This window comes from Collinsella sp. TM06-3, assembly GCF_003436395.1.
In the GTDB taxonomy this organism is placed as follows: domain Bacteria; phylum Actinomycetota; class Coriobacteriia; order Coriobacteriales; family Coriobacteriaceae; genus Collinsella.
Genome location: NZ_QSPG01000027.1, coordinates 1 through 22446 on the forward strand (window position 1 = coordinate 1; position 22446 = coordinate 22446).

Annotated in this window: 19 protein-coding genes; 14 read left to right on the forward strand and 5 right to left on the reverse strand. The window is 61.4% G+C overall.

The window, feature by feature from the left end; translation table 11 throughout:
• Positions 1-87 precede the first annotated feature (87 nt).
• Genes DXD56_RS08895 through DXD56_RS08905 form a run of 3 tightly spaced genes read right to left on the reverse strand, consistent with a single transcriptional unit; the run spans position 88 to position 4322 of the window.
• Positions 88-2007, reverse strand: coding sequence for an ABC transporter ATP-binding protein (locus DXD56_RS08895; RefSeq protein ID WP_117640959.1), 1920 nt, complete (start codon positions 2005-2007; stop codon positions 88-90).
• The gene (locus DXD56_RS08900) at positions 2000-3823 is read right to left on the reverse strand and encodes an ABC transporter ATP-binding protein (protein WP_117640960.1); all 1824 of its coding nucleotides are present in this window, start codon (positions 3821-3823) and stop codon (positions 2000-2002) included. Before DXD56_RS08900 ends, DXD56_RS08895 begins: the two co-directional genes overlap by 8 nt.
• Positions 3816-4322, reverse strand: a complete 507-nt coding sequence (locus DXD56_RS08905; RefSeq protein ID WP_117640961.1) for a MarR family winged helix-turn-helix transcriptional regulator — start codon at positions 4320-4322, stop codon at positions 3816-3818. The genes DXD56_RS08900 and DXD56_RS08905 overlap by 8 nt, the downstream gene beginning before the upstream one ends.
• Before the next feature lie 691 nt (positions 4323-5013).
• Between DXD56_RS08905 and DXD56_RS08910 the strand changes: the two genes are divergently transcribed.
• Positions 5014-5838: a PfkB family carbohydrate kinase gene (locus DXD56_RS08910; RefSeq protein WP_117640962.1), complete on the forward strand. Its 825-nt coding sequence runs from the start codon at positions 5014-5016 to the stop codon at positions 5836-5838.
• Positions 5831-6160 (forward strand): TIGR04076 family protein, encoded by a 330-nt coding sequence (locus DXD56_RS08915; protein ID WP_192934641.1) that lies wholly within the window; start codon positions 5831-5833, stop codon positions 6158-6160. Before DXD56_RS08910 ends, DXD56_RS08915 begins: the two co-directional genes overlap by 8 nt.
• Positions 6161-6358: 198 nt before the next feature.
• On the opposite strand, the gene DXD56_RS08920 is transcribed toward DXD56_RS08915, so the two are convergent.
• On the reverse strand, positions 6359-6805 hold the full coding sequence (locus DXD56_RS08920; RefSeq protein ID WP_199411577.1) for a low molecular weight protein-tyrosine-phosphatase: 447 nt from the start codon (positions 6803-6805) through the stop codon (positions 6359-6361).
• A 57-nt stretch (positions 6806-6862) separates the two neighbouring features.
• Positions 6863-8098, reverse strand: coding sequence for an MFS transporter (locus DXD56_RS08925; protein WP_233524974.1), 1236 nt, complete (start codon positions 8096-8098; stop codon positions 6863-6865).
• A gap of 161 nt (positions 8099-8259) precedes the next feature.
• Here DXD56_RS08925 and DXD56_RS08930 point away from each other — a divergent pair, with 161 nt between their 5' ends.
• The 12 genes from DXD56_RS08930 to prfA all read left to right on the forward strand — a co-directional run bounded on the left by DXD56_RS08930 (position 8260) and on the right by prfA (position 22175).
• On the forward strand, positions 8260-9207 hold the full coding sequence (locus DXD56_RS08930; protein ID WP_158549396.1) for an isopentenyl-diphosphate delta-isomerase: 948 nt from the start codon (positions 8260-8262) through the stop codon (positions 9205-9207).
• A gap of 243 nt (positions 9208-9450) precedes the next feature.
• Entirely contained in the window at positions 9451-10908 is a 1458-nt protein-coding gene (locus tag DXD56_RS08935; protein ID WP_199411578.1) for an SLC13 family permease, read from the forward strand.
• Between the two features lie 142 nt (positions 10909-11050).
• Entirely contained in the window at positions 11051-12538 is a 1488-nt protein-coding gene (locus tag DXD56_RS08940; protein ID WP_117640964.1) for a UbiD family decarboxylase, read from the forward strand.
• A 33-nt stretch (positions 12539-12571) separates the two neighbouring features.
• Positions 12572-13150, forward strand: a complete 579-nt coding sequence (locus DXD56_RS08945; protein ID WP_117640965.1) for a UbiX family flavin prenyltransferase — start codon at positions 12572-12574, stop codon at positions 13148-13150.
• Positions 13151-13241: 91 nt separating this feature from the next.
• Entirely contained in the window at positions 13242-14111 is an 870-nt protein-coding gene (locus tag DXD56_RS10120; protein ID WP_199411579.1) for a MerR family transcriptional regulator, read from the forward strand.
• Between the two features lie 195 nt (positions 14112-14306).
• Positions 14307-15182 carry a hypothetical protein gene (locus tag DXD56_RS08955; RefSeq protein ID WP_147325203.1) on the forward strand — a complete coding sequence of 292 codons (876 nt, stop codon included), beginning with the start codon at positions 14307-14309 and terminating at the stop codon, positions 15180-15182.
• Between the two features lie 79 nt (positions 15183-15261).
• Positions 15262-16155: an aldose 1-epimerase family protein gene (locus tag DXD56_RS08960; RefSeq protein ID WP_117640967.1), complete on the forward strand. Its 894-nt coding sequence runs from the start codon at positions 15262-15264 to the stop codon at positions 16153-16155.
• 280 nt (positions 16156-16435) lie between these two features.
• Positions 16436-17362: a transporter substrate-binding domain-containing protein gene (locus tag DXD56_RS08965; protein ID WP_117640968.1), complete on the forward strand. Its 927-nt coding sequence runs from the start codon at positions 16436-16438 to the stop codon at positions 17360-17362.
• Positions 17363-17371: 9 nt separating this feature from the next.
• On the forward strand, positions 17372-18520 hold the full coding sequence (locus tag DXD56_RS08970) for an amino acid ABC transporter permease (protein ID WP_117640969.1): 1149 nt from the start codon (positions 17372-17374) through the stop codon (positions 18518-18520).
• Positions 18521-18542: 22 nt separating this feature from the next.
• Complete coding sequence (locus DXD56_RS08975; RefSeq protein ID WP_117640970.1) at positions 18543-19328, forward strand: amino acid ABC transporter ATP-binding protein; 786 nt, start codon at positions 18543-18545, stop codon at positions 19326-19328.
• Between the two features lie 72 nt (positions 19329-19400).
• Entirely contained in the window at positions 19401-20816 is a 1416-nt protein-coding gene (locus DXD56_RS08980; RefSeq protein ID WP_117640971.1) for a M20/M25/M40 family metallo-hydrolase, read from the forward strand.
• Positions 20817-21107: 291 nt separating this feature from the next.
• A complete protein-coding gene (gene prfA, locus DXD56_RS08985) occupies positions 21108-22175 on the forward strand; it encodes a peptide chain release factor 1 (RefSeq protein WP_055252487.1) in 1068 nt (355 codons plus the stop codon).
• The last annotated feature ends 271 nt before the right edge of the window (positions 22176-22446 follow it).

A 22446-nucleotide genomic window follows, 5' to 3' on the forward strand; every position in this document is an offset into this window, starting at 1 on the left:
CGCGCGCAGTTTCGCAGCGAAGCGAGAATGTTTGAGCACGGAGGAATTACCCCGACGCCCCGGGGCACCCTCCGTCAGTAACCGTTCCTACTCCAGCTCAAACGCACCCGTGTACAGCTGGTAGTAGTACCCGCGCTTGGCGATCAGCTCGTCGTGGTTGCCGCGCTCGATGATACGGCCGTGGTCCAGACAGATGATCGCGTCGGAGTTGCGCACGGTGGACAGGCGGTGTGCGATGACAAACGTCGTGCGGCCCTCCATGAGCTTATCCATGCCCGCCTGCACGATGGCCTCGGTGCGGGTGTCGATGGAGCTCGTGGCCTCGTCTAGAATCATCGCCGGCGGATCGGCGACGGCGGCGCGGGCGATCGAGATCAGCTGGCGCTGGCCCTGCGACAGCTGTGCGCCGTTGCCGGTGAGCATCGTGTCGTAGCCGTCGGGCAGGCGGGTGATAAAGTCGTCTGCGCCCGCGAGCTTGGCCGCCGCGATGCACTCCTCGTCGGTCGCATCCAGGTTGCCGTAGCGGATGTTGTCCATCACGGTGCCGGTGAACAGGTTCACGTCCTGCAGCACGACGCCCAGCGAGCGGCGCAGATCGGCCTTGCGGATCTTATTGACGTTGATGCCGTCGTAGCGAATCTTGCCGTCGGCGATGTCATAGAAGCGGTTGATGAGGTTGGTGATGGTCGTCTTACCGGCACCGGTGGCGCCGACAAACGCGACCTTCTGACCCGGCTTGGCAAACACGGACACGCCGTGCAGGACCTCGTGGTCGGGGGTGTAGCCAAAGTCGACGTTGTCCATGACCAAGTCGCCGCGCAGCGGGACGTACTCGATCTCGCCGGTTGCGCGGTGCGGATGTTTCCACGCCCACATGCCGGTGTGGTGGTCAGCCTCCTCGAACTCCCAAGTCTCGGGGTTCACCTGTGCGTTGACGAGCGTCACGTAGCCTTCGTCGGCCTCGGGCTTCTCGTCGATGAGCTCAAAGATGCGGTCGGCGCCGGCGAGGCCCATGACCACGGCGTTGATCTGCTGCGAGATCTGGCCGATCTGTCCGCAGAACTGCTTGGTCATGTTGAGGAACGGCACCACGACGGCGATGGACAGCGCCATGCCCGAGATGCTCAGGTTGGGCACGCCCAGCGCCAGGAAAATGCCGCCCGCCAGTGCGACCAGCACGTAGAGCAGGTTGCCCAGGTTCATAAGGATGGGCATGAGGATGTTGGCGTACATGTTGGCCTTCTGGGAGACCTCGAAGAGCTTTTCGTTGCGCTCGTCAAAATCGGCCTCGGCGGCAGACTCGTGGCAGAACGCCTTGACGACCTTCTGGCCGTTCATGACCTCCTCGATATGGCCCTCGACCACGCCGAGCTCGGTCTGCTGCGCAATGAAGAAGCGCGCGGAGTTGGAGCCGAGCAGCTTGGTCATAAAGGTCATAAAGGCGACGCCGGCGATGATGACCAGGCACATCCACACGCTGTAGTACAGCATGATAAAGAACACCGTGACGATGATGATGATCGTCATGAGCAGGTTGGGCAGCGACTGGCTGATCATCTGACGCAGCGTGTCGATGTCGTTGGTGTAGTGGCTCATGATATCGCCGCGCTGGTGCGTGTCGAAGTAGCGGATCGGCAGGTCCTGCATGCGGTTGAACATCTTTTCGCGCAGCTTCTCGAGCGAGCCCTGCGTGATGACGGCCATGGTACGGTTCCAGAAGAGCGAGGAGGCGACGCCCACGGCGTAGATGCAGCCGAGGGTGGTCACGAGCTTCAGAATCTTGGGCTGCGCGGCCGTCCAGTCGCCCGACTGCCACGATTCGCTAATGACCTGCAGCGCGCTCTGGAGAAACGTCGCGCCGATGGAGTTGATGATGGCGCAGAGCACAACGCCGGCGACGACGAGGGGCAAAAGCACCGGGTAGAAGCCAAAGAGCATCTTGATCAGGCGCGTCATAGTGCCGCCCTTGCGGTTGCGCGCGCGCTCGGCGGTAGCTGCCTTACTCATGTGCCTCGCCTCCTTTCTGGGTCTGAGCTTGCGGTGCGGATGCCTCGGTGTCGGCTGCGACGGTCTCGGCCGCCTCCTCGCCCGCGGCACTCATCTTGTTTTGCGAGGTAAAGGTCTCGCGGTAGATCTCGCTCGTCTTGAGCAGCTCGTCATGGTTGCCGATGTCCTTGATGCGGCCGCCCTCCATGACGATGATGCGGTCGGCGTCCTGCACGGAGCTGATGCGCTGGGCGATGATGAGCTTGGTCGTGTTGGGCAGGTAGCTCGCCAGGCCCTCGCGGATCTTGGCGTCGGTCTTGGTGTCGACGGCGCTCGTGGAGTCGTCCAGGATCAAGATCTTGGGGCGACGCAGCAGGGCACGCGCGATGCACAGGCGCTGCTTCTGGCCGCCGGAAACGTTGGAGCCGCCCTGCTCGATCCAGGTGTCGTAGCCCTTGGGGAAGCCGTCGACAAACTCGTCGGCGCAGGCCAGATGCGCCGCCTCGCGGACTTCCTCGTCGGTGGCGTTCGGGTCGCCCCAGCGCAGGTTCTCGGCGATGGTGCCGCTAAACAGCACGTTTTTCTGCAGCACCATGGCCACCTGGTGGCGCAGCGCGTCCAGATCGTAGTTGCGCACGTCCACGCCGCCGACGCGCACGGTGCCCTCGGTGACATCGTACAGGCGGGCGATCAGGTTCACGAGCGTCGACTTGGCCGAGCCGGTGCTACCGATAATGCCGATGGTCTCGCCGCTCTTAATATGCAGGTCGATATCGTCGAGCGCCTGGCGGCGGGCATGCTTGGAATACTTAAAGCTCACGTGGTCAAAGTCGATGGAACCGTCGGCAACCTCGAGCACGGGCTCGGCGGGATCGGCGATCGTGGGCTCGGCGGCCAGCACCTCGGCAATGCGGTGTGCCGATTCGTCGGCCATGGTCACCATGACAAAGATCATCGACAGCTGCATCAGGCTCATGAGAATCTGGAAACCATAGGTAAAGGTCGAGGAGAGCTGGCCCACGTCGAACAGCGTGCCCTGGCTCGTGATGATGAGCTTGGAGCCCAGGTAGATGATGACGACAAACGCGCCGTTGACGCAGATGTTCATCATGGGGTTGTTAAAGGCGAGCAGCTTCTCGGCGCGGGTGAAGTCCATCTGGACGTCGCGCGCGGCGGTCGCGAACTTCTCCTTCTCAAAGTCTTCGCGCACATAGCTCTTGACCACGCGCATGCCGGTGACGTTTTCCTCAACGGACTCGTTAAGGGCATCGTACTTGTGGAACACACGCGAGAAGATGGGGCGCACCTTAAAGATGATAAAGAACAGTCCAAAGCCCAGCAGCGGAATGATGACCAGGTAGACCATGGCGACGCTGCCGCCCATGATAAACGCCATGGTAAAGGCGAAGATCAATACCAGCGGCGCGCGCACGGCGATACGGATGATCATCATAAAGGCCTGCTGCACGTTGTTGATATCGGTGGTCAGGCGCGTGACGAGCGATGAGCTCGAGAACTCATCGATGTTGGCAAAGCTGAACGTCTGGATTTTGTAGAACAGGTCGTGACGCAGGTTCTTGGCGAAGCCGCAGCTCGCATGGCTGCAGGTGACGCCTGCCGCGGCGCCAAAAGCAAGCGATGTCAGCGCGATGAGCACCAAAAGGCCCGCGGTGGGAAGCATCTCGGCTACGGTGGCGCCGTCTTTGATGGCGTCGATCAGGTTGGCGGTGATAAATGGAATCAGCATCTCGCAGAGCACCTCGCCAAGCACGAGCAACGGCGTGGCAACGGTGACTTTCATATAGTCGCGGATGCTGCCCATGAGGGTTTTAATCATCCAGTTCCTCCCAGGTTACACGGATTTTCTCGAGCATTTCGGCGAGCTGCTCGCGCTCGTCGTGGGTGAGGGCACTAAAGGCTTGCTCTCTAAAGCGAATGCGGGCCGCCTGGTCGATGCGGGCATTTTCCCGGCCGGTTTCGGTCAGGCGAATGGTGAGCTGCCGTCGATCCTTGGGGTTACGGCTGCGCTCGATGAGGCCGTTGAGCTCGAGCTTGGACAGGATCTCGGAAAGCGACCCCGGCTTGAGGTCAAAGTGCATGCCGAGTTCCTGCTGCGACATCTCGCCGCCGGGTTGCTTGGCCAGCAGGCAGATGATGGGCGCCTTGCCGGACACGCCACCGCCATGAAAATGCATGTAATGGCCGCAAAAGCCCAGGCCATTGAGGATGCGCTTGGCAAGCTTGTCTTCTGAGCTAACCGCTTCGGGTGCATCCGCCGGCTGTGACGGGTCGCCGCCGGGCTCGTGCGAACAAAGGTTAAGAGGTTCATCGCACATGAATTAGTGCCGCTCCTTTCTTTAGTTAGGTAGAGGAATTGTTTTGTGCCTAACCAATCTAGGGGCACGGTAAATAAATGTCAAGGTACCAAACTTATAGTTACGGCGTTTTGCCAAACGCCGTAACCGCTCGACGCTGCAAACGCTCCTAAGCGGCAATCTGGCGTTCAATCATCGGGCATGGCCACAAGGCCTATGCCCTCTTCTTTCACGCCACCTTGCTCGCTTAGGAGCGTTTTCGCTGTCCGTCCTCAACATGTGATTCCGCCACGGTCCGCTTCGGTGCATGTGATCCCTTGGGGACGGAGGAAAAGGGATTACTTTGGGCTGCGATGACGCCTTTCGAAGCGGCCTCGCCAAAAACTATGCCTAATTACTACGATGAATCCGGCATCCCCGACCACAACAGCTGTTTCTGAAAAAGCGCAAGCTATCTACCTGCGGTTTTGTCGGAGCGAAATTTGTTGTGGTTGGAGGTGGGCGGTTAAACGTAGTAAATAGGCATAGTTTTGAAATGGCACTATATGAGTAGTATCAACTAGGCCGTTATGGAGCAAACAGTCCCCATTTCCGAAACCTATCCGCAACAATGCGCTCTTCGCGACCCTAGCGGCCGCTCACGATGCCTCCTGCGCTACACTTAGTCGCACTGTGGTGCTGCCGCGCCGCACCCGAAACAAGGGAGACCCTCATGAAGAACACTCAGCTGCTGCTGATCAACGATATGTGCGGTTACGGCAAAGTCGCGCTTTCCGCCATGCTGCCGGTGCTGTCGCACATGGGTTACCGTATCCACAATCTGCCGACGGCACTTGTGTCCGATACGCTCAACTATCCCAAGTTCTACATCCACGACACCACGGAGTACGTGCGTCAGAGTCTTGCCATCTGGGAAGAGCTCGGCTTTGAGTTCGACGCCATCTCGACCGGCTTTATCGTGACCGAGGAAGAGACGCGCATCATCTCGGACTTTTGCCACCGCCGCGCGCAAAAGGGCACCAAGGTGTTCGTCGACCCCATCATGGGCGACAACGGCAAGCTCTATGCCGGTGTGCCCGAGTCCACGATTGGCCTTATGCGGCACCTGCTGGAGTGCGCAGACTACGCGGTGCCCAACTACACCGAGGCCTGTCTGCTCACCGATACGCCTATTGCAGAACAGATCACGCCCGATGAGGCCCGCGCCCTTGTGGACGCCGTGCGCGAGCTGGGTGCCAAGTCGGTGGTCATTACGAGCGCCGTGGTCAATGGCACGAACGCGGTTATCGGTTATGATCATGTGGCGGGGGAGTACTTCACGATTCCATTTGAGCTCATTCCGGTCTATTTCCCGGGCACGGGCGACACGTTTTCGGCGGTGCTTATGGGTCGCGTGATGAGCGGTTGGACGCTTCAGCGCGCCACGGCCGACGCCATGCGCGTGGTGGCCGAGCTCATCGAGCGCAATGCCGACCAAGAGGACAAGTCGGCCGGCCTGCCCATCGAGGCCTGCCTGGATGTGATTGACCATGAGTAACGCTGGCGAGGGCGGCGTCAAGCCTGCGGGCGAGAACAAGCCGCTCGGCGCGCCGCGTGGCAAGCGTCCGCGTATCCGCGTGAGCTGCGTGGACCAGCTGGGTGCGTGTCGCTGCCACCATGGTCACAAGCCGGGCGACGTCTTTGACTTCGACCGAGACCGCGGCAAGATGTGCGCCATGGCCTGCCATGTGGGCTTTCCCTATATTGATATCCTGCGCTATGGCGGAACCGTGCCTGGCAACGAGCCTGGAACGGCAAAGTTCTGCTGCCCCGAGGTCGATACGCTGAACGTCTGGCTTGCCGAGATCGTTGACGAGTAGTTGGGCGTGGATTTTCTCCCGTTTAGAGCGCGCTTGAACGCTCAAAGTGGGAGAAAAACCACGCTCGATTTGTATATGGGAATTCCGACTTCGCTTATGCCTATGCTTAGGCGTTGTCGTCGTTGTTCTGTGCGCGAGCAAGGTCAAATTTCTGCATTTCATCCGATTTGCGGCTCTAAAAACTCTGCATTTCATCGATTACAACTGCTCGAGCATAGCAGTGCAACCGTCGAGCACGTCGCGGTAGGTGGCATCGAAGTTGCCGGTGTACCAGGGATCGGCCACGTCGCCGGGGCGCTCGGTCCAATCGAGCAAGCGCGTAATCTTGTCGTCGGGGTCGTCGCCAAAGATGCGACGCAGGCCGCGCGCGTTCTCAGCATCCATATAGACAATGTGATCCCAGTCGCCATACTCCGCGCGACGCACCTGGCGCGCGCGATGGGCAACGACGGGAATCCCGACTTCGCGCAGCTTGGCGACCGTGCCATGATGCGGCGGGTTGCCAATCTCTTCAGTTGAGGTCGCCGCGGAATCGATGACAAACTCCGCCTCGCGCCCAGCGCGGCGCACGAGCTCGGTAAACACCGACTCGGCCATCGTCGAGCGACAGATGTTGCCGTAGCAGATAAACAGTACGCGTTGCATATGCGGTTTCCTTTCGATCGTCATCATCGAGCTCGAGTATCGCATCTACGCCTGCGCCTACGCCCTCGCCCGCTTGCGCTCCCAGCGAGCCAACTTAATCGTCACCAGCGTGAGCGCCCAGGCCACAAGCGAGAACGCGGCGCCCACGGCACCCACGTACGCAATGCCAGCGCTGCTCACAACGGCGCCGCCTACCGCGGTGCCAAACGAGATACCGACGTTAAACGCCATGGGCTCAACCGAACTTGCGAGTACCATCGACTTGGGATGGCGGCTGCGTGCCACGTCCATAAAGTGCGTGATGCATGAGACCGAGAACAGGTACATGAGCATCGCCAGGCTAAAGACAAAGACCAGCGCGAGCGGCATAGTGCCGCCTACAGCAAACAACCCGAGTAACGCCGCAGCCTGCAGCACAAACGTCACAAGCAGCGCCTTCATGCCAAAGCGCGCATCAATCCATCCGCCCAGGATATTCGAGATCAGGCAAAACACGCCGTAGGCCATAAGCGTGGTACTGGCTTCGACCGTGCCCATGCCCAGCACCTGCTCAAGATAAGGCGTCACGTAGCCGTAGAACACATAGACCGAGCCCACGCCAAATAAAAAGATGAGCATGCCGGTGATGATGCTCGGCTCGCGCAGCAGCCCCGCCTGTTCGCGGAAGGTGGCGGGTTCATCGGTCTGCCCGGCGCGAGGCATAAACGCCACGAGCGCTCCGCATATCAAAACGGCAAAGGCAAGCGTGCCGTACATGGCTACGTGCCAATCGAGCGTGTCGGCCACGAACTTGCCGATTGAAGTGACAAAGACCATTGCCACGGAAAACGCACCATATACCACCGAGATGGCAAGCGAGGTTTGCTGCGGGGACAGCAGCTCGGGGATGTACGTCACGCCCACGGCGAGCAGTGCGCCCGAGACAGAGCCCAGGATGATGCGCGAGATAAATAGCACCTGGAAGTTGGGCGCCAACGCCATGACCAGGTTGCCGAGCACAAAAACGATGCTGTAGCACACGAGCAGCTGGTAGCGGCGGAATCGTCCCGTGCTGAGCGCGAGCACCGGCGTGGCGATAGCGTAGACCAGCGCGAACACGCTGATGAGCTGACCCGCAGTGGCAAGCGATATGCCGAGTTCCGTTGCCAAGTCGCTTTCGATACCGATGACCACGAACTCGGAGCAGCCGAGCGAGAATCCCAACAGCACGAGCAGCGCCAGGCAGAGCTTGGTGCGCGCGGGGGAGAGCGCGGCGGCGGTTGACTTACTTTTAGACGTGGTTGCGGCGGTCAAGGTTGTCACTCCAATGTCGCATGAATAAGCGGGATTCAATCCCTGCAACTCTAACAGAATGTGTCAGGTGCCTGCCCCCTTTGTCGCAGGCTGCGCTTGCCTGTATAGTCGCAATACAGGCGAAGATGGTCTCAGGTACATCGCGGGCGACAGGAGATCCCATGGGTATGCACACGACAAAGGTTGCAGTGGGCGAGGGCAAGTTTGCGCTCGAGGCCCAGCTGACGGTGACGCCGCGAGGCATGGCGGTGTACGCTTGCTCGCCGGAGTTCGCGCACCTGGGCGCTACGGCGCAGGCCATTCCGCGCCCCGAGCCCGGCCGTACGGCGACGGTGAGCATCCTGGCCGTTCCGTGCCATCGAGATGAGATCCCGGCGCACGATATCGCGGCGGCGCTGGCCACGCGCTTTGGCGTGCCGGTAGTCGCAAGCACGGGTTTTCATGTGGAGAACGCGACCGCGGACGACTTGCAGCGCGTGCTCGACACCACCAAGGAACTCATCGCCGCGCTCGAGGCAGCCGCAGCCCGCATCCTGCGCGCCGGCTGGGACGAGGGCGGTGTGGGCGCCGAGGTCGTGGCGGTCGATACCGCGACCGGCGAGGTACTTGGCCCCGTCGATCGCATCGAGGCCCATACCGGCGAGGGCATCCTGCATCAGGCATTTCTGACGCTGCTGGTCGAGGGCCAGGGCGAAGACGCGCGCCTGCTGCTCTGTCGTCGCAGCAAGCTCAAGCGCCTTTGGGGTGGGGTGCTTGCCGACGGTTGCGCCGGCCATCCGCTCCCCGGAGAAGGCGTCGCCGCCGCAGCCGCGCGCCGCATCAACGAAGAGCTCGACATTGCGCGCGAGCCCGACCAGCTCAAGCACCTCGGTCACGTGGTGTATCGCGAGGATCACGGCGACGGCCGCTGCGAGTGCGAGTGGTGCGAGGTCTACCTCGCCCATGTTGAGCCGGGCGAGCTGCATATCAACCAAGAGGAGATCTCGGAGGTGCGCCGCGTGGCCCCGTCCGAGCTCAAAGGCTACCTGCAGGGTCGCCCCGAGCAGCTGGCCCCCTGGCTCCGCGAGGCCCTCAGCGACCCATCCATCCGTACGGATCTCGCTATGTAACAAAGGTACAGTCCCTTTGCCATATCCAAACCGTCACAACATTTGATGAAAATCTCGAAAACGAGGAAAAGCGTCGAATGTTGTGACGCTTTTTGTCCAGAGGATCGCTTCTCATCCAAAAATCCCGCTTGACTGTATTGCCACAACACAGCGCAACGTAAGGGGTGTCCGATAACGGGCGCCCCTTTTTAAGTGGCAACGTGGCTGCGAATCCGGAGCGCCCCCAACAAGAAAGGTGGGGAGATGGAAACGGAAAAGAAGGCGTTTAAGATCACCAAGCGCGAAATTGGCTTTGTGCTGGGTATCGTTGTCTTTTTGCTGGTGAAGTTTCTTCCTTTGGCGGAGCTGAGCTCGACGGTCGAGCTTACGGTCGGCGGTCAGACCTGTCTGGCGTTGACGCTCGCCACGGTGGTGTTCTGGGCGTGTGGCGTGGCACAGCCGGGCTTTGTGGGCCTGCTCTATTGCGCGCTGCTCGTTCTGTTCAAGGTGTGCGTGGACGACACGGGCGCCGCGAGCATCTCGGCGACGGTCGCCTCCACGTTTAGCTCGTGGACCAAGGCCACCATGTGGCTCGTCATCGGCGCCTACCTCATCGCCAGCGCGGTCAAGGAGTCGGGCCTGGGCGAGCGCATCGCCTATGCGTTTATGCTCAAGTTCGTGCGCGATGCCAAGTCGCTCATCATCTCTATCTTCGCGCTCACCTTTGTGCTGTCGTTGCTGATCCCGCATCCGTTCCCCCGCGCCTTCCTCATCCTCGCCGTCGTCTCGGTCATCGCCGAGTCCGCCGGCTACGGTGACGACGACCGCGGCAAGCTCGGCTTCCTCGTGTTTGCCGCTGCCGCCCCGGGCTCCATGTTCTTCCTGACGGGCGATTCCACGCTCAACCCGCTCGTTGCGCAGTACAGCGCCGAGGCCGGCGGCATGAGCCCGTCGTTTGTCGACTGGTTCCTGTACATGAGTGTGCCCATGCTGGTCGCGCTGCTGTGCACCCTGTTCCTGGGCCTCTTCCTCTTTAGGCCCAGCAAGGAACTCGTCTACGATCGCGAGCAGATCGTGGCCAAGCAGGCTGCGCTCGGCAAGCTCTCCGTCAAGGAGATCCGCACCATCGTGTGGCTTATCATCGCCATCGCGCTGTGGCTCACCGTCTCGGGCGATTACATCGGCTGGGTGACGCTTGCCATCGGCGTCGCGCTCGCCATGCCCATCATCGGCGAGGTCCTCACCCCCGCCAGCTGGAACGCTGTCGACATCAAGTCCCTCATGTTCCTGACGGCCGCCATGGCCGTGGGCTCCGTGGGCGGTGCCACCGGTATGAACGCCTGGATCGCCGATGTCGTGCTTCCCAGCTCCGTGCCCGAGAACATCTTCCTGTTCGCCCTGCTTGTCGCCGCGCTTTCCATGATCATCCACATGTTCATGGGCTCGGTCATGGCCGTGCTCGGCGTGTGCGTGCCGGCGTTCATCAGCTTCGCGGCCGGCTCCAGCGTGAGCCCGCTCGCCGTGGCGCTCATCGTCTTCACGTCCATCAACATCCACTACATCCTGCCGTTCCATAACCTGCCGATCCTTATCGGCGAGGGTAAGGATGCCGGCTGCTACACCTCCAAAGAGGCCATGCGCATGGGCATCCCCCTCACTGCGGTCGTCTTTATCGTCGTGTTGGTCGAGGCTGCCTGGTTCCACCTCTTTGGCCTGATGTAAGCAGTCGAGTGCTTGGCTGCAATTAGTCGAGTGCTTGAACTGCAAGCGCCCGAGCGCCCCATCTATGAGCGCTGCGGCCCCACTACGTTACCCAGCCCGGCGGCACTCCCGTCGCCGGGCACTCTCCCGAAAGGAGCACGCTATGTCCACTACCGATGCTTCCCAGATCCACGACCTGCGCTCCGCGCTCGACTTTTTGCGTGAGATGCCGGGCCAGCTGCTCGAGACCGACACCCAGGTCGACCCGGACGCCGAGGTCTCGGGCGTCTATCGCCACGTCGGTGCCGGCGGCACCGTTATGCGTCCGACCAAAGAGGGTCCTGCGATGGTCTTCAACAACGTCAAGGGTTTTGACGATGCCAAGGTCTGCATCGGCATGCTTGCCAGCCGCAAGCGCGTTGCCGCCCTGCTCGACCTGGACGAGGAGCACCTGGGTCTCGAGATCGGCAAGCGCTTCGAGAACCTGATCGCGCCCAAGCAGATCGCCGAGGGTGCGCACGTCGACTGCCAGGAGGTTGTGTACAAGGCGAACGACGAGGGCTTTGACCTGCGCAAGATCGTCCCCGCTCCCACCAACACGCCCGTCGACGGCGGCCCCTACATCACCATGGGCCTCGCCTACGGCACGAGCCCCGACGGCTCCCAGTCCGACGTGACCATCCACCGCTTCTCCTGCGTCGACAAGGACAAGCTCGCCATGTGGATCACCCCGGGCAGCCGTCACCTTGGCGCCTTTTTTGACGAGTACTGCCAGCGCGGCGAGGACATGCCCATCTCCATCTCCATCGGCTTGGACCCCGCCGTGTACATGTGCTGCGGCTTCGAGGCTCCCACCACGCCGCTCGGCTTCAACGAGCTGCAGATCGCCGGCGCCCTGCGCGGCCACGCCGTCGAGCTTGCCGACTGCATCACCGTTCCGCAGAAGTGCATTGCCAATGCCGAGTACGTGCTCGAGGGCTACCTCATGCACGACGAGACCATCAACGAGGACGTCAACGGCCATGGCTACGCCATGCCCGAGTTCCCCGGCTACACCGGCGGCGCCAAGGTCTGCCCGGTGATCAAGATCACCGCCGTCACCACACGCGTCAATCCCATCATGGAGAGCTGCATCGGCCCTTCGCACGAGCACGTTTCCATGGCGGGCATCCCCACCGAGGCTTCCATCTACAAGATGGTCGAGACCGCTATCCCGGGCCGCCTGCTCAACGTTCACGCCGCCCCCTGCGGCGGCGGCAAGTTCGTTGCCATCATGCAGTTCAAGAAGTCGAGCAAAAATGACGAGGGCCGTCAGCGCAACGCCGCCATGCTCGCCTTCTCGGCATTCTCCGAGCTCAAGCATGTGATCCTGGTTGACGAAGACGTCGACATCTTCGATATGAGCGACGTGATGTGGGCCATGACCACGCGCTTCCAGGCCGACGTGGACCTCATCACCATCCCCGGCTGCCACTGCCACGTGCTCGACCCGTCCAACGACCCCGCGTTCGATCCTTCGATCCGCGAGCACGGCATCGCCTGCAAGGCCATCTTCGACTGCACGGTTCCGTTCGACCTCAAGAAGAACTTCATCCGCTCGCAGTTCATGGAGATCGACATGGACAAGTGGGCCAAGGAGCTTTCTTTCTAGTACGTAGCCCTACCAAGTAGTTAAGGAGTTGTCATGCCTGAGTCTTCTGTCCGTCCCCGTCGCATTGTCGTTGGCGTATCTGGTGCCAGCGGCGCTGCGCTGGGCCTCGAGTGTCTCAAATGCCTGCGCCAGGCCGGCGCCGAATCGGCGCTTGTCGTCACGCGCGGGGGAGAGATCACCACCGAGCAGGAGCTCGGCATGACGCTCGACGAGTTTGCCACGCATGCCGATGTGATCTACGACAACAAGAACATCGGCGCCGCCATTGCAAGCGGCACCTATCCGGTCGATGGCATGATCGTGGCGCCCTGCTCCATGAAGACGCTTGCCGGCATCGCGAGTGGTTACAGCGAAAACCTGTTGCTGCGTGCGGCCGACGTGCAGATGAAAGAGCAACGCCGCCTGGTACTTATGGTGCGCGAGACGCCCTTCAGTGCGATCCATGTCGATAACATGGCGCGCTTGGCACGCGTACCGGGCGTCATGCTCATGCCGCCCATGCTCACGTTTTACAACGGCCCCGCCACGCTCGACGATGCGGTGCATCACATCGCCGCCAAGGCGCTCGAGGCCGTCGGCGTGTCATGTGCAAACTATAAGCGCTGGTCATAGGCGCATTTAGGGTAGGATACGAGGAGTGTTTGAGCCCGCTGCCCCTGTGGGCGGCGGGCTTTTCGCGTCAAAGGATGTGTCGGGAGGACCTATGCAGACGGGTATGTATGCGATTAGCGAGATGGCGAGCTTGTTTAACGTTTCGCGCCAAACGCTCATCTACTACGACAAGATCGGCCTGTTTAAGCCCGCCGTGGTTAACGAAAAAGGCTACCGTTTCTATTCGCCCACGCAGATCCCGCTCATGCGCCTGATCTGCATGTTGCGCGATCTGGGGCTCGAGCTCGACGAGGTCGACCGTCTGACCTCGACGTTCGACATTGGCGAGATGACCGATCACCTGCGCTCGCGGGTTCAGGCGCTCGACAAGCAGATTGCCGGGCTCAAGGCTGAGCGCGCGAGTGTGCAGGAGCGCCTGAGCTTTTACGACGAGGCAGTCTACTGGCGCGAGCGCGAGGGCAGTCCGGAACTCAAGCAATTCGAGCGCCGCTACGTGGTCTTTGAGGAGTTTCCGGGCGATATCGAGCGCGGTCGCTCGATGCTTCACCCCACGCTCATGCGGGCAATCCTGCGCATGCGCACGTTGACGGGCACGCGCCCCATGCGCGGCTGGGGCGCCATGCTGCGTCGCGAGGCGCTGCATTCCGACGACCCCATCGCCGGTGCCGGCTCCTTTGCCGTGCTGCCGCGCGGTGCCGAGGAGCTGCTGCCGAGCGATCCTGCCGAGCTGGCAGAGATTGGCGTCGAGGTGTTGCCCGAGGGCACATACCTGTGCATGAGCCGCTGGGGCATGCCGTACGAACCCGAGGGCATTCGTGCCATCGTGGCATGCATGGACGAGCACGCACTCCAGCCCATCGGCGATGCCTTCGATTTTTGCTACCTCGATACCACCAGCTACGACGAGTCCCACCAAGAGGACTTCTGCTGCATCCAAATCCCCGTAGCCCTCCAGATGTGACAAGAGGACAGTCCCTTTGTCACATTCGCGGCATGGCTGCCGTCCAAACCGTCACAACATTCGATGAAAATCTCGAAAACGAGGAAAAGCGTCGAATGTTGTGATGGTTTTCCTATCTGTGCCGGCGAGCCGCCGTGCCGTCTGGGGGTATAAGGCTAGCAAGTGTTTATTTGCGAGGCCAAGGGGGCGCCCCGTATGGATATCGATAGCTTTGAATGGTGGTACAGCGAGGGCGAGGCTCCGGATGAGGTGTGGGACGAGCCCTTGCCAAGTGATGAGTTGAGCGACGGGACCGATGTGGACTCCGATGCTGGCGATGCGCTTGACTCGGATGCCGATTCCGACCCCGCCGAGCCCCTGACCTTCGAGCGGGCCTGGGCCCAGGCCGAGGCCGACGAGGCAAAGGCCGATGCCACGGCCACGCTGGGTGAGCCAGCCGACATGTCCATCTCGCCGGCCAAGACCCCGCAGCCGCGCCACACCATCGACCCCGGCAGCACGGCATCCTTCAGCATACTCGACGTGCCCGCGCAGGGTGCCCAGGCGCCCGCCCCCACGCATCGCCCCAACCTGGCTCGCGAGGAAGACGCGGCCCGCCGCTCACCGCTCGGCCCCATCCTCATCGCCTTCATGGCCGGCGTCATCGCTTGCTCGGCGATCGGAAATGTTTGGAGCCACCTGGAGCAACAGCGCAAAGACGCCGCCAAGGTCGAGATGTCTGTCGAGCAATCGCTCAGCCGCACGCGCTCGGTGCATGTGTCGGTCGAGGTTAAGGACGGCGCGACGTGGGATACCGCGCGCGGCGATAGCCAAATGCTCATCCATATCGTGGGCCGCACGCTCAAGGGACAAGCAATCGACGAGTATCAATACGTTAATTCCGAAGGTGACGGCATCGAGCTCAAGCCCGGCGACTACGAGCTCACGGTCGATGAGCCGCCCGTCGCCACCGACGGCACGCGTTACCGCGCCTCAAAGCGCATGGTTCCGGTGAGTTTTAATTCACAGGCGCCCGATACGGTCGACAGCACGCCGCAGGGCGGGTTCGACCTTTACGCAATCGTTCAATAACTGTGCCTGTCGCTTCTCCTTGCCGCCAAGAGTGGGACAATAGCCCTCGACACCGTTGTTTACTATTGGAGGAAGTAGCATGTCCACCGTCACTACCATCAAGCGCGGCGGCCTCACCGCGGCCATCGATTCCATGGGCGCCCAGCTCACGAGTCTTGCCCTCAACGGCAACGAGTATCTGTGGCAGGGCGACCCCGCCTTTTGGGGCAAGCACGCGCCCATCCTGTTCCCCATTGTGGGCTCGCTGCGCAACAACACGGCAACATCTGCGGCCGGCACCTGCGAGATGCCGCGCCACGGACTCGCGCGCATCGTCGAGCACAAGTTGGTCGAGGTTTCGGAGGACGGCTCCTCGGTAACGTACGAGATCACTGACACGCCCGAGTCGCTCAAGGCGTTCCCGTTCCACTTTAAGCTCAACATGATCTATGCCCTGACCGGCGACGCCACGCTCACGCAGACCTTTGCCGTCACCAACACCGGCGACGTGGCCCTGCCGTTCTCGGTGGGCGGTCATCCTGCATTCAACGTGCCCGCCCCCGGTGCCGAAGACGAGGCGTTCGAGGATTACGAGCTGGCGTTTACCGAGGCTTGGACTAACGAGGCCCCCATCATCACGCCCGACGGTCTTATGACGTTCGAGGGCAGCTACAAGGCTCCCGATAACTCGGACGTGCTGCCCATCACGCACCGCAGCTTCGATAACGATGCCATCATGTTCACCGATGTCCCGGGTTCCACGCTCACGCTGCGCGGCCGCAAGTCGGGCCACGGCGTCAAGATCGACTTTGAGGGCTTTAAGTACATCGGCGTGTGGTCTGCCGCCAACGACGCCCCGTTTGTGGCGCTCGAGCCCTGGACCGGCCACACCACCATGGACACCGAGGACGACGTCTTTGAGCACAAGGTCAACACCATTACCTTGGCACCGGGTGAGACGGACGTTCGCAGCTTTAGCGTTACCCTGCTCTAGAGGTTCCGCCGTTCTAACGAACGACGGACCGGTCGACGCTGCGCGCCACCCAGAGCGACAATTTGTCATTCAAAAGGCAAGGCATGACCAGAAGGTCTATGCCTTGCCTTTTTCATGCTAACTTGTTCGCTCTGGGTGGCGCCCGCTGGCATTGCCAAAACATCGACGCTCCCAATGACTACCGTGTGTCTATTAATTTTTCGAGCTTGTGCTGCGCTGCTGGTCGCTGGCGTATATCCTGTTAAGTCGTCAGCATACGATTCAACAGGGAAGGCAGATTATGCATTCTCCCCATCAACGCGACGCGCATCCACAGCCGGTATGCAGCCGTCGCATCTTTTTGGGTAGTGCTCTCGCTGCGAGCGCTTCTGTCGTCGCCGGCGCACTTGCCGGCTGCCAGCGTCCCTCCACGCTGGAAGTAGTTCAGCCCACGACGGGCGGCGGTCGCGATGACCTGTCCGATTCCGTTATCGGCAAGGACAAGATCCGCATCGGCATGGAGGCGGCCTACGCCCCGTACAACTGGCAGGTTTCCGAGGCCAGCGAGTTCACGATCCCCATCGACAACGTGCAGGGCGCCTATGCCGATGGCTACGACGTGCAGATCGCCAAGATCGTCTGCAAGGCTCTCGGCGGCGAGCCCGTTGCCGTCAAGCAGAGCTTCTCGGGCCTTATCGACTCGCTCAACAACGGCCAGATTGACCTCATCATCGCCGGCATGAGCGCCACGCCCGAGCGCGAGGAGTCCGTCGGTTTTTCCGACCCGTACTTTATCGGCTACTTTGGCCTGTTCGTAAAAGAGGGCTCGCCCTACCAAAACGCGACCAAGCTCAGCGACTTCAGCGGTGCCACGGTGCTCGGCCAAAAGGACACCATGCTCGATACCGTCATCGACGAGATCCCGGGCGTCGTTCACAAAAATCCGGTCGATTCGGTCCCCACGGTGTTCTCGAATCTGCTGCAGGGCACGTGCGACGCCGTGACCTACAACACGGAGAACGAAAAGGGCTATATGGCCCAAAATCCCGGTATCGTCCCCATCCACTTTGCCGAGGGCGAGGGCTTTAAGCAGGAGGTCACGGCAAATGTCGGTTGCCGCAAGGGCTCGGACAAACTGCTTAAGCTCATCGACAAGACACTCAAGGGCATTAGCCAAGAGGAGCGCGACCAAATGTGGGACGCGTGCCTCGACCGTCAGCCGGCATAGGGAGGCAGCATGAAAGGCATCAATCGTCTGGCCTCCTTTATCAAGGCCGACCACCGTTATGTGTACCTGGGCACGAGCGTTATCGCGGCGCTCGGCTTGGCATTTAGCCAGCGCAACCCCACGCCGCTGAGCTTTTTGGCGCCCACCGGCATCTTCCAGGATTGCCTTTGGGCGATTCTTTGGGCCTGGATCGTCGTGTCGGCGGCAGCGCTCGTCACCAAGGTTATGCACTGGAGCGACTATCGCGAAAAGTCACCGTTTGCATCCGAGCGTTTCCGTCGCGGCGCGCGCCTGGGCAGCTATGTCGTGGTCGTCATCGCGGCGATCTTCTTTGTCGACCGCTGCGTCATGTCGTTTATCGATCTGGTGCAGGTGAGCATTGTCTCGGATTCCAACCCCAGCGACTTTTTGTCGAGCTTGGTCTACATGACCTACAAGAGCGGCGACTTCTTCATCCGTGGCATCGAGATCACCATCGCGCTTGCCACCTTCGGCACCGTCATCGCATTCTTCCTGGCGCTGCTCTTTGTGTTCCTGCGTATTCAGACCTTCGACCGCGTAGACAACGACCTGGTGCGCTTCTTTAAGAGCATCGGCCGCGGCTTTGCGACCGTCTACTCCACCATCGTGCGCGGCACGCCCATGATGGTCCAGGGCCTGCTCATCTATTACGCGGGCTTCACCGTTTTGCGCGGCATGGGCTTCGAGACTGCCCAGGCCAACCAGATTTGGAGTACCTTCACCGCCGGCCTCGTCACCATCTCGCTCAACTCCACCGCCTACATGATGGAGGTCCTGCGCGGCGGCATCGAGTCCATCGATCCCGGCCAGGCCGAGGCAGCGCGCTCGCTGGGGCTTTCGCAGTGGCAGGCTATGCGCAAGGTCGTGTTCCCCCAGGGCATTAAAAACGCGATTCCGGCGCTCACCAACGAGCTCATCATTAACATCAAGGATTCGTCGGTGCTCTCGGTCATCGGCGTGTTCGACCTCATGTATGCCACCACCACCGTCGCCGGCGTGTACTACCGCCAGATGGAGGTCTACTGCGTGGCGCTCGTGGTCTACCTGATCCTGACGCTCGTGGCGAGCCGCCTGCTCGAGGCCTTTGGCAAAAAGCTCGGCGCCGAGGCTCCTGCCACGCTGCCCAGCTCTAACTAGGCTTAAGACGAGGAGAATCATCATGGCAGATACCGCCACTACCGGCACCGCGGCCGCCGCACAAACTAAAGAGTCACTCATCCGCGTCGAGGGCCTGCGCAAGAGCTTCGGCTCGCTCGAGGTGCTCAAGGGTATCGACTTGTCCGTCAATCCCGGCGAGGTCGTCACCATCATCGGCGCCTCGGGCTCGGGCAAGTCGACCTTCCTGCGCTGCCTCAACCTGCTCGAGACCCCGGACGCGGGCCACATCTGGTTCCACGGCCAGGACCTTACGGCCGAGCGCTGCAACATTAACAAGCTGCGTGAGGACATCGGCATGGTGTTCCAGGGCTTTAACCTGTTCAACAACATGGATGTGCTCGACAACTGCACGCTTGCGCCCGTCACGCTCAAAAAGATGAGCAAGGCCGAGGCCGAGAAGGTCGCAATGGAGCATCTGACGAGTGTGGGGCTCGAAAAGTTCGCGCACGCCGCCGTGGGTCGCCTGTCCGGTGGCCAAAAGCAGCGCGTGGCCATCGCGCGCGCCCTGTGCATGAATCCGCAGATCATGCTGTTCGACGAGCCGACTTCGGCACTCGACCCCGAGATCGTGGGCGAGGTGCTCGAGGTCATGCGCAAGCTCGCTGCCGACGGCATGACCATGGTCGTCGTCACGCATGAGATGGCCTTTGCCCGAACCGTATCCGACCGCGTGGTCTTTATGGACAAGGGCGTGGTACTCGAGGACGCCGCGCCGGCCGAGCTCTTTGGCAACCCCAAACACCAGCGCACTCGTGAGTTCCTCTCTCGCTATCTCGAGGACAAATAACCGACCGCAAACGCTTACGTTGCAGGGCCGCTCCCGTGGGGCGGCCTTTGTCGTCACAATCGAAAGGATGTCATGGCCGAGGTTTGGCGCTTCTTTGCGCATGAGGACGATTTTGCCGATATAGACGAGGCCGGCGCGTGCGAGCGCTTGGGCCGCGTGCTGTCGTTTCCGACCATTTCGAGCATGGATGCCGAGGCGGTGGATTGGCAGCCCTTCGACGACCTGCGCGCGTATATGCAGCAGGCCTGGCCGCACGTATTTGCGGCGGGCGAGGTCGAGCTTGTCGGCCATTCGCTGTTGGTGACGCTTGGCGGTTCCGACTCCGCCCTCAAACCCGTCATGCTCATGGGCCACATGGACGTGGTCCCCGTGGTGCCGGGCACCGAGGCCGACTGGACGCATGCTCCCTTTAGCGGGCACGTGGACGACACCTACATCTGGGGCCGCGGCGCGATCGACATGAAGGACCAGGTCGCAGGCATTCTCGAAGCTGTTGAGTATGCGCTGGCGCACGGTTGGCGGCACGAGCGCACACTGCTCCTGGCCTTTGGCCAGGACGAGGAGACTACGCAGCACGGCGCAGGCGCCATTGGCCGCGCGCTCGAGGAGCGCGGCATTGAGCTTGAGTACCTGATCGACGAGGGCGATTACCGCATCGCTCCGGCTGCCGAGTACAGCGCGGGCGAGGGTTGGCTCATGCACGCCGACCTGGCTGAGAAAGGTTATGCCGACATTGTGCTCAAGACAAAGAGTGCGGGCGGGCATTCCTCCAACCCCTACGGTGGCACGTCGCTCGAGGTGCTCAGCCGTGCCATCACCGCAATCTGCGATATCGAGTGGCCGACGCGCGTGACCGACTTGCTTGCCGCCCAGCTCGTCGAGTTGGGGCTCTACACGGCCGATGAAATTGCCGCCAACAAGGACGCCATCGTGCGCGAGTGCCTCGCTAGCAAGAAGCTCTATCCGCTCGTGACCACCACTTCTGCACCGACCCAAATTGAGGGTGGCAGCACCGGCGCCAACGTAATGCCGCAGGATATGTGGGCCAACATCAACTTCCGCATGCTCGAGGGCACGAGCGTGGCCGACGTTGTGGCGCGCTGCCGTGAAGCGGTTGCCGAGGCGGACCTTGCCGACCGTGTCGAAGTGGAGCTGGGCCCCGGCAGCTCCGAGCCCTCGCCGTCCCCGCGCATCGGTGGTCCCGGCCTCGAGGCGGTTCGCTCCATCGCCGCCCGCTATTTCCGTGATCCAAAGGGGACGGAGGAAAACGGATCATTCGAGCCAGTGGCAATTGTGCCCTCGACCGTGATTGGCGCGACCGACGCTGCTAACTACCAACGCATTTGCCCTGAGTGCATTCGCTTCTCGGCCTTTGTGGTCGACGATGACGAGTGCGACCGCGGCGTCCACGGCACCAACGAGCGCATCACCCGCCGAGCCTACCTCCAGGGCATCCGTTTTCTCATCTCCCTGCTCCAAACGCTCTAGAATTCGACCAAGCGACAGTCCCTTTGTTAGCCGTTGGGGACGTTCTTAAACGACTAGTCGTAAAGGAATGTCCCCAACGGCTACGTCCGCTCATTCCGTGCGGGTTATATGCAGGTTTGCCTGCGCACGCTATCATGTATGGGTTAGACCGCAACTATGTACCCCGTACGCGAAGGGATGCGCATGTATCTGAAGATCGACATGCTCTAGCTGGACTTACCCCCGCAATGGCGCCGTGCGCCCCATCAATTCTGCCGATTTTCACCTTCACGCATATAAAGGAGTCCCGTCATGCGCGACAAGCTCGAAAAGATCATCAAGGCCTACGAGGAGCTCGAGAAAAAGCTTTCCGACCCGGCCGTCGCCTCCGATATCAAGGAGTTCACGCGTCTCAACAAGGAGTACGCGCACCAGTCCGACCTCATCGCTGCCTCGCGCGAGTACATCGGCGCGCTCGATGACATCGAGGCCGCCAAGGAAATGCTCCACGATACTACCGATGCCGATGAGAAGGAGATGCTCCAGATGGACATCTCCGAAAACGAGGCCAAGCTTCCCCAGCTCGAGGAAGACATTAAGTACATGCTCATCCCGAGCGACCCCAACGACGACAAGAACACCATCGTCGAGATTCGCTCCGCCGCTGGTGGCGACGAGGCGGCCATCTTTGCCGGCGATCTGTACAAGATGTATCAGCGCTTCTGCGAGTCGCGCGGCTGGAAGACCACCGTGCTCGACTCCAGCCCCAGCGAGGCCGGCGGCTTTAAGTCCATCGAGTTCAAGGTCGAGGGCGACCGCGTCTACTCCGTCATGAAGTTCGAGTCCGGCGTGCACCGCGTCCAGCGCGTTCCCAAGACCGAGTCCCAGGGCCGTATCCAGACCTCCACGGCGACCGTCGCCGTACTTCCCGAGGCCGAGGAGATCGACGTCCAGATCAACCAGTCCGACCTGCGTATCGACACCTACTGCGCCTCCGGTCCTGGCGGTCAGTGCGTTAACACCACTTATTCCGCCGTGCGCATCACCCACCTGCCCACCAACACCGTGGTGCAGTCGCAGGAACAGCGCTCCCAGATCCAGAACCGCGAAGTCTGCATGCAGATGCTGCGCGCCCGTCTGTACGAGATGGAGCTCGAGAAGCAGCAGGCAGAGCTCGGTGCCGAGCGCCAGAGCCAGATCGGCCACGGCAACCGTTCCGAGAAGATCCGTACCTACAACCAGCCCCAGGACCGCGTGACCGATCACCGCATCGGCTTCAACTCCACCTACAACGGCGTCCTTCTGGGCGACCAGCTCGGCACCGTCATCGAGGCACTCGCCGCCGCCGAGCGAGCCGAGAAGCTGGCACAGGCCGTGTAGGTTCCGCCGTTCTACCGAACGGCGGACCAGCCGACGCTGCGCGCCGCCCAGGGCGACAATTTGTCATTCAAAGGGCAAGGCATGACCAGAAGGTCTATGCCTTGCCCTTTTCATGCCAACTTGTTCGCCCTGGACGTCGCTCGCTGTCCGTCCTCTACCTGCAGCGTTGCCTTGCTCCGGATACGGTATGCTCAACCTGCGGCGTTGCCTTGCCCCGGATGTGGCAGTTAGGGACGTTCCTTTTAATATGAGCAGGACATTGTCAAGAGGC

Bases quoted from the DNA above. Each gene is read 5' to 3' on its own strand.
- DXD56_RS08910 (WP_117640962.1), top strand. From the start codon at position 5,014: ATGAAGAACACTCAGCTGCTGCTGATCAACGATATGTGCGGTTACGGC.
- DXD56_RS08980 (WP_117640971.1), top strand. From the start codon at position 19,401: ATGGCCGAGGTTTGGCGCTTCTTTGCGCATGAGGACGATTTTGCCGAT.
- DXD56_RS08905 (WP_117640961.1), bottom strand. From the start codon at position 4,322: ATGTGCGATGAACCTCTTAACCTTTGTTCGCACGAGCCCGGCGGCGAC.
- DXD56_RS08930 (WP_158549396.1), top strand. From the start codon at position 8,260: ATGGGTATGCACACGACAAAGGTTGCAGTGGGCGAGGGCAAGTTTGCG.
- DXD56_RS08940 (WP_117640964.1), top strand. From the start codon at position 11,051: ATGTCCACTACCGATGCTTCCCAGATCCACGACCTGCGCTCCGCGCTC.
- DXD56_RS08970 (WP_117640969.1), top strand. From the start codon at position 17,372: ATGAAAGGCATCAATCGTCTGGCCTCCTTTATCAAGGCCGACCACCGT.
- prfA (WP_055252487.1), top strand. From the start codon at position 21,108: ATGCGCGACAAGCTCGAAAAGATCATCAAGGCCTACGAGGAGCTCGAG.
- DXD56_RS10120 (WP_199411579.1), top strand. From the start codon at position 13,242: ATGCAGACGGGTATGTATGCGATTAGCGAGATGGCGAGCTTGTTTAAC.
- DXD56_RS08955 (WP_147325203.1), top strand. From the start codon at position 14,307: ATGGATATCGATAGCTTTGAATGGTGGTACAGCGAGGGCGAGGCTCCG.
- DXD56_RS08945 (WP_117640965.1), top strand. From the start codon at position 12,572: ATGCCTGAGTCTTCTGTCCGTCCCCGTCGCATTGTCGTTGGCGTATCT.
- DXD56_RS08975 (WP_117640970.1), top strand. From the start codon at position 18,543: ATGGCAGATACCGCCACTACCGGCACCGCGGCCGCCGCACAAACTAAA.
- DXD56_RS08895 (WP_117640959.1), bottom strand. From the start codon at position 2,007: ATGAGTAAGGCAGCTACCGCCGAGCGCGCGCGCAACCGCAAGGGCGGC.
- DXD56_RS08965 (WP_117640968.1), top strand. From the start codon at position 16,436: ATGCATTCTCCCCATCAACGCGACGCGCATCCACAGCCGGTATGCAGC.
- DXD56_RS08900 (WP_117640960.1), bottom strand. From the start codon at position 3,823: ATGATTAAAACCCTCATGGGCAGCATCCGCGACTATATGAAAGTCACC.
- DXD56_RS08935 (WP_199411578.1), top strand. From the start codon at position 9,451: ATGGAAACGGAAAAGAAGGCGTTTAAGATCACCAAGCGCGAAATTGGC.
- DXD56_RS08920 (WP_199411577.1), bottom strand. From the start codon at position 6,805: ATGCAACGCGTACTGTTTATCTGCTACGGCAACATCTGTCGCTCGACG.
- DXD56_RS08915 (WP_192934641.1), top strand. From the start codon at position 5,831: ATGAGTAACGCTGGCGAGGGCGGCGTCAAGCCTGCGGGCGAGAACAAG.
- DXD56_RS08960 (WP_117640967.1), top strand. From the start codon at position 15,262: ATGTCCACCGTCACTACCATCAAGCGCGGCGGCCTCACCGCGGCCATC.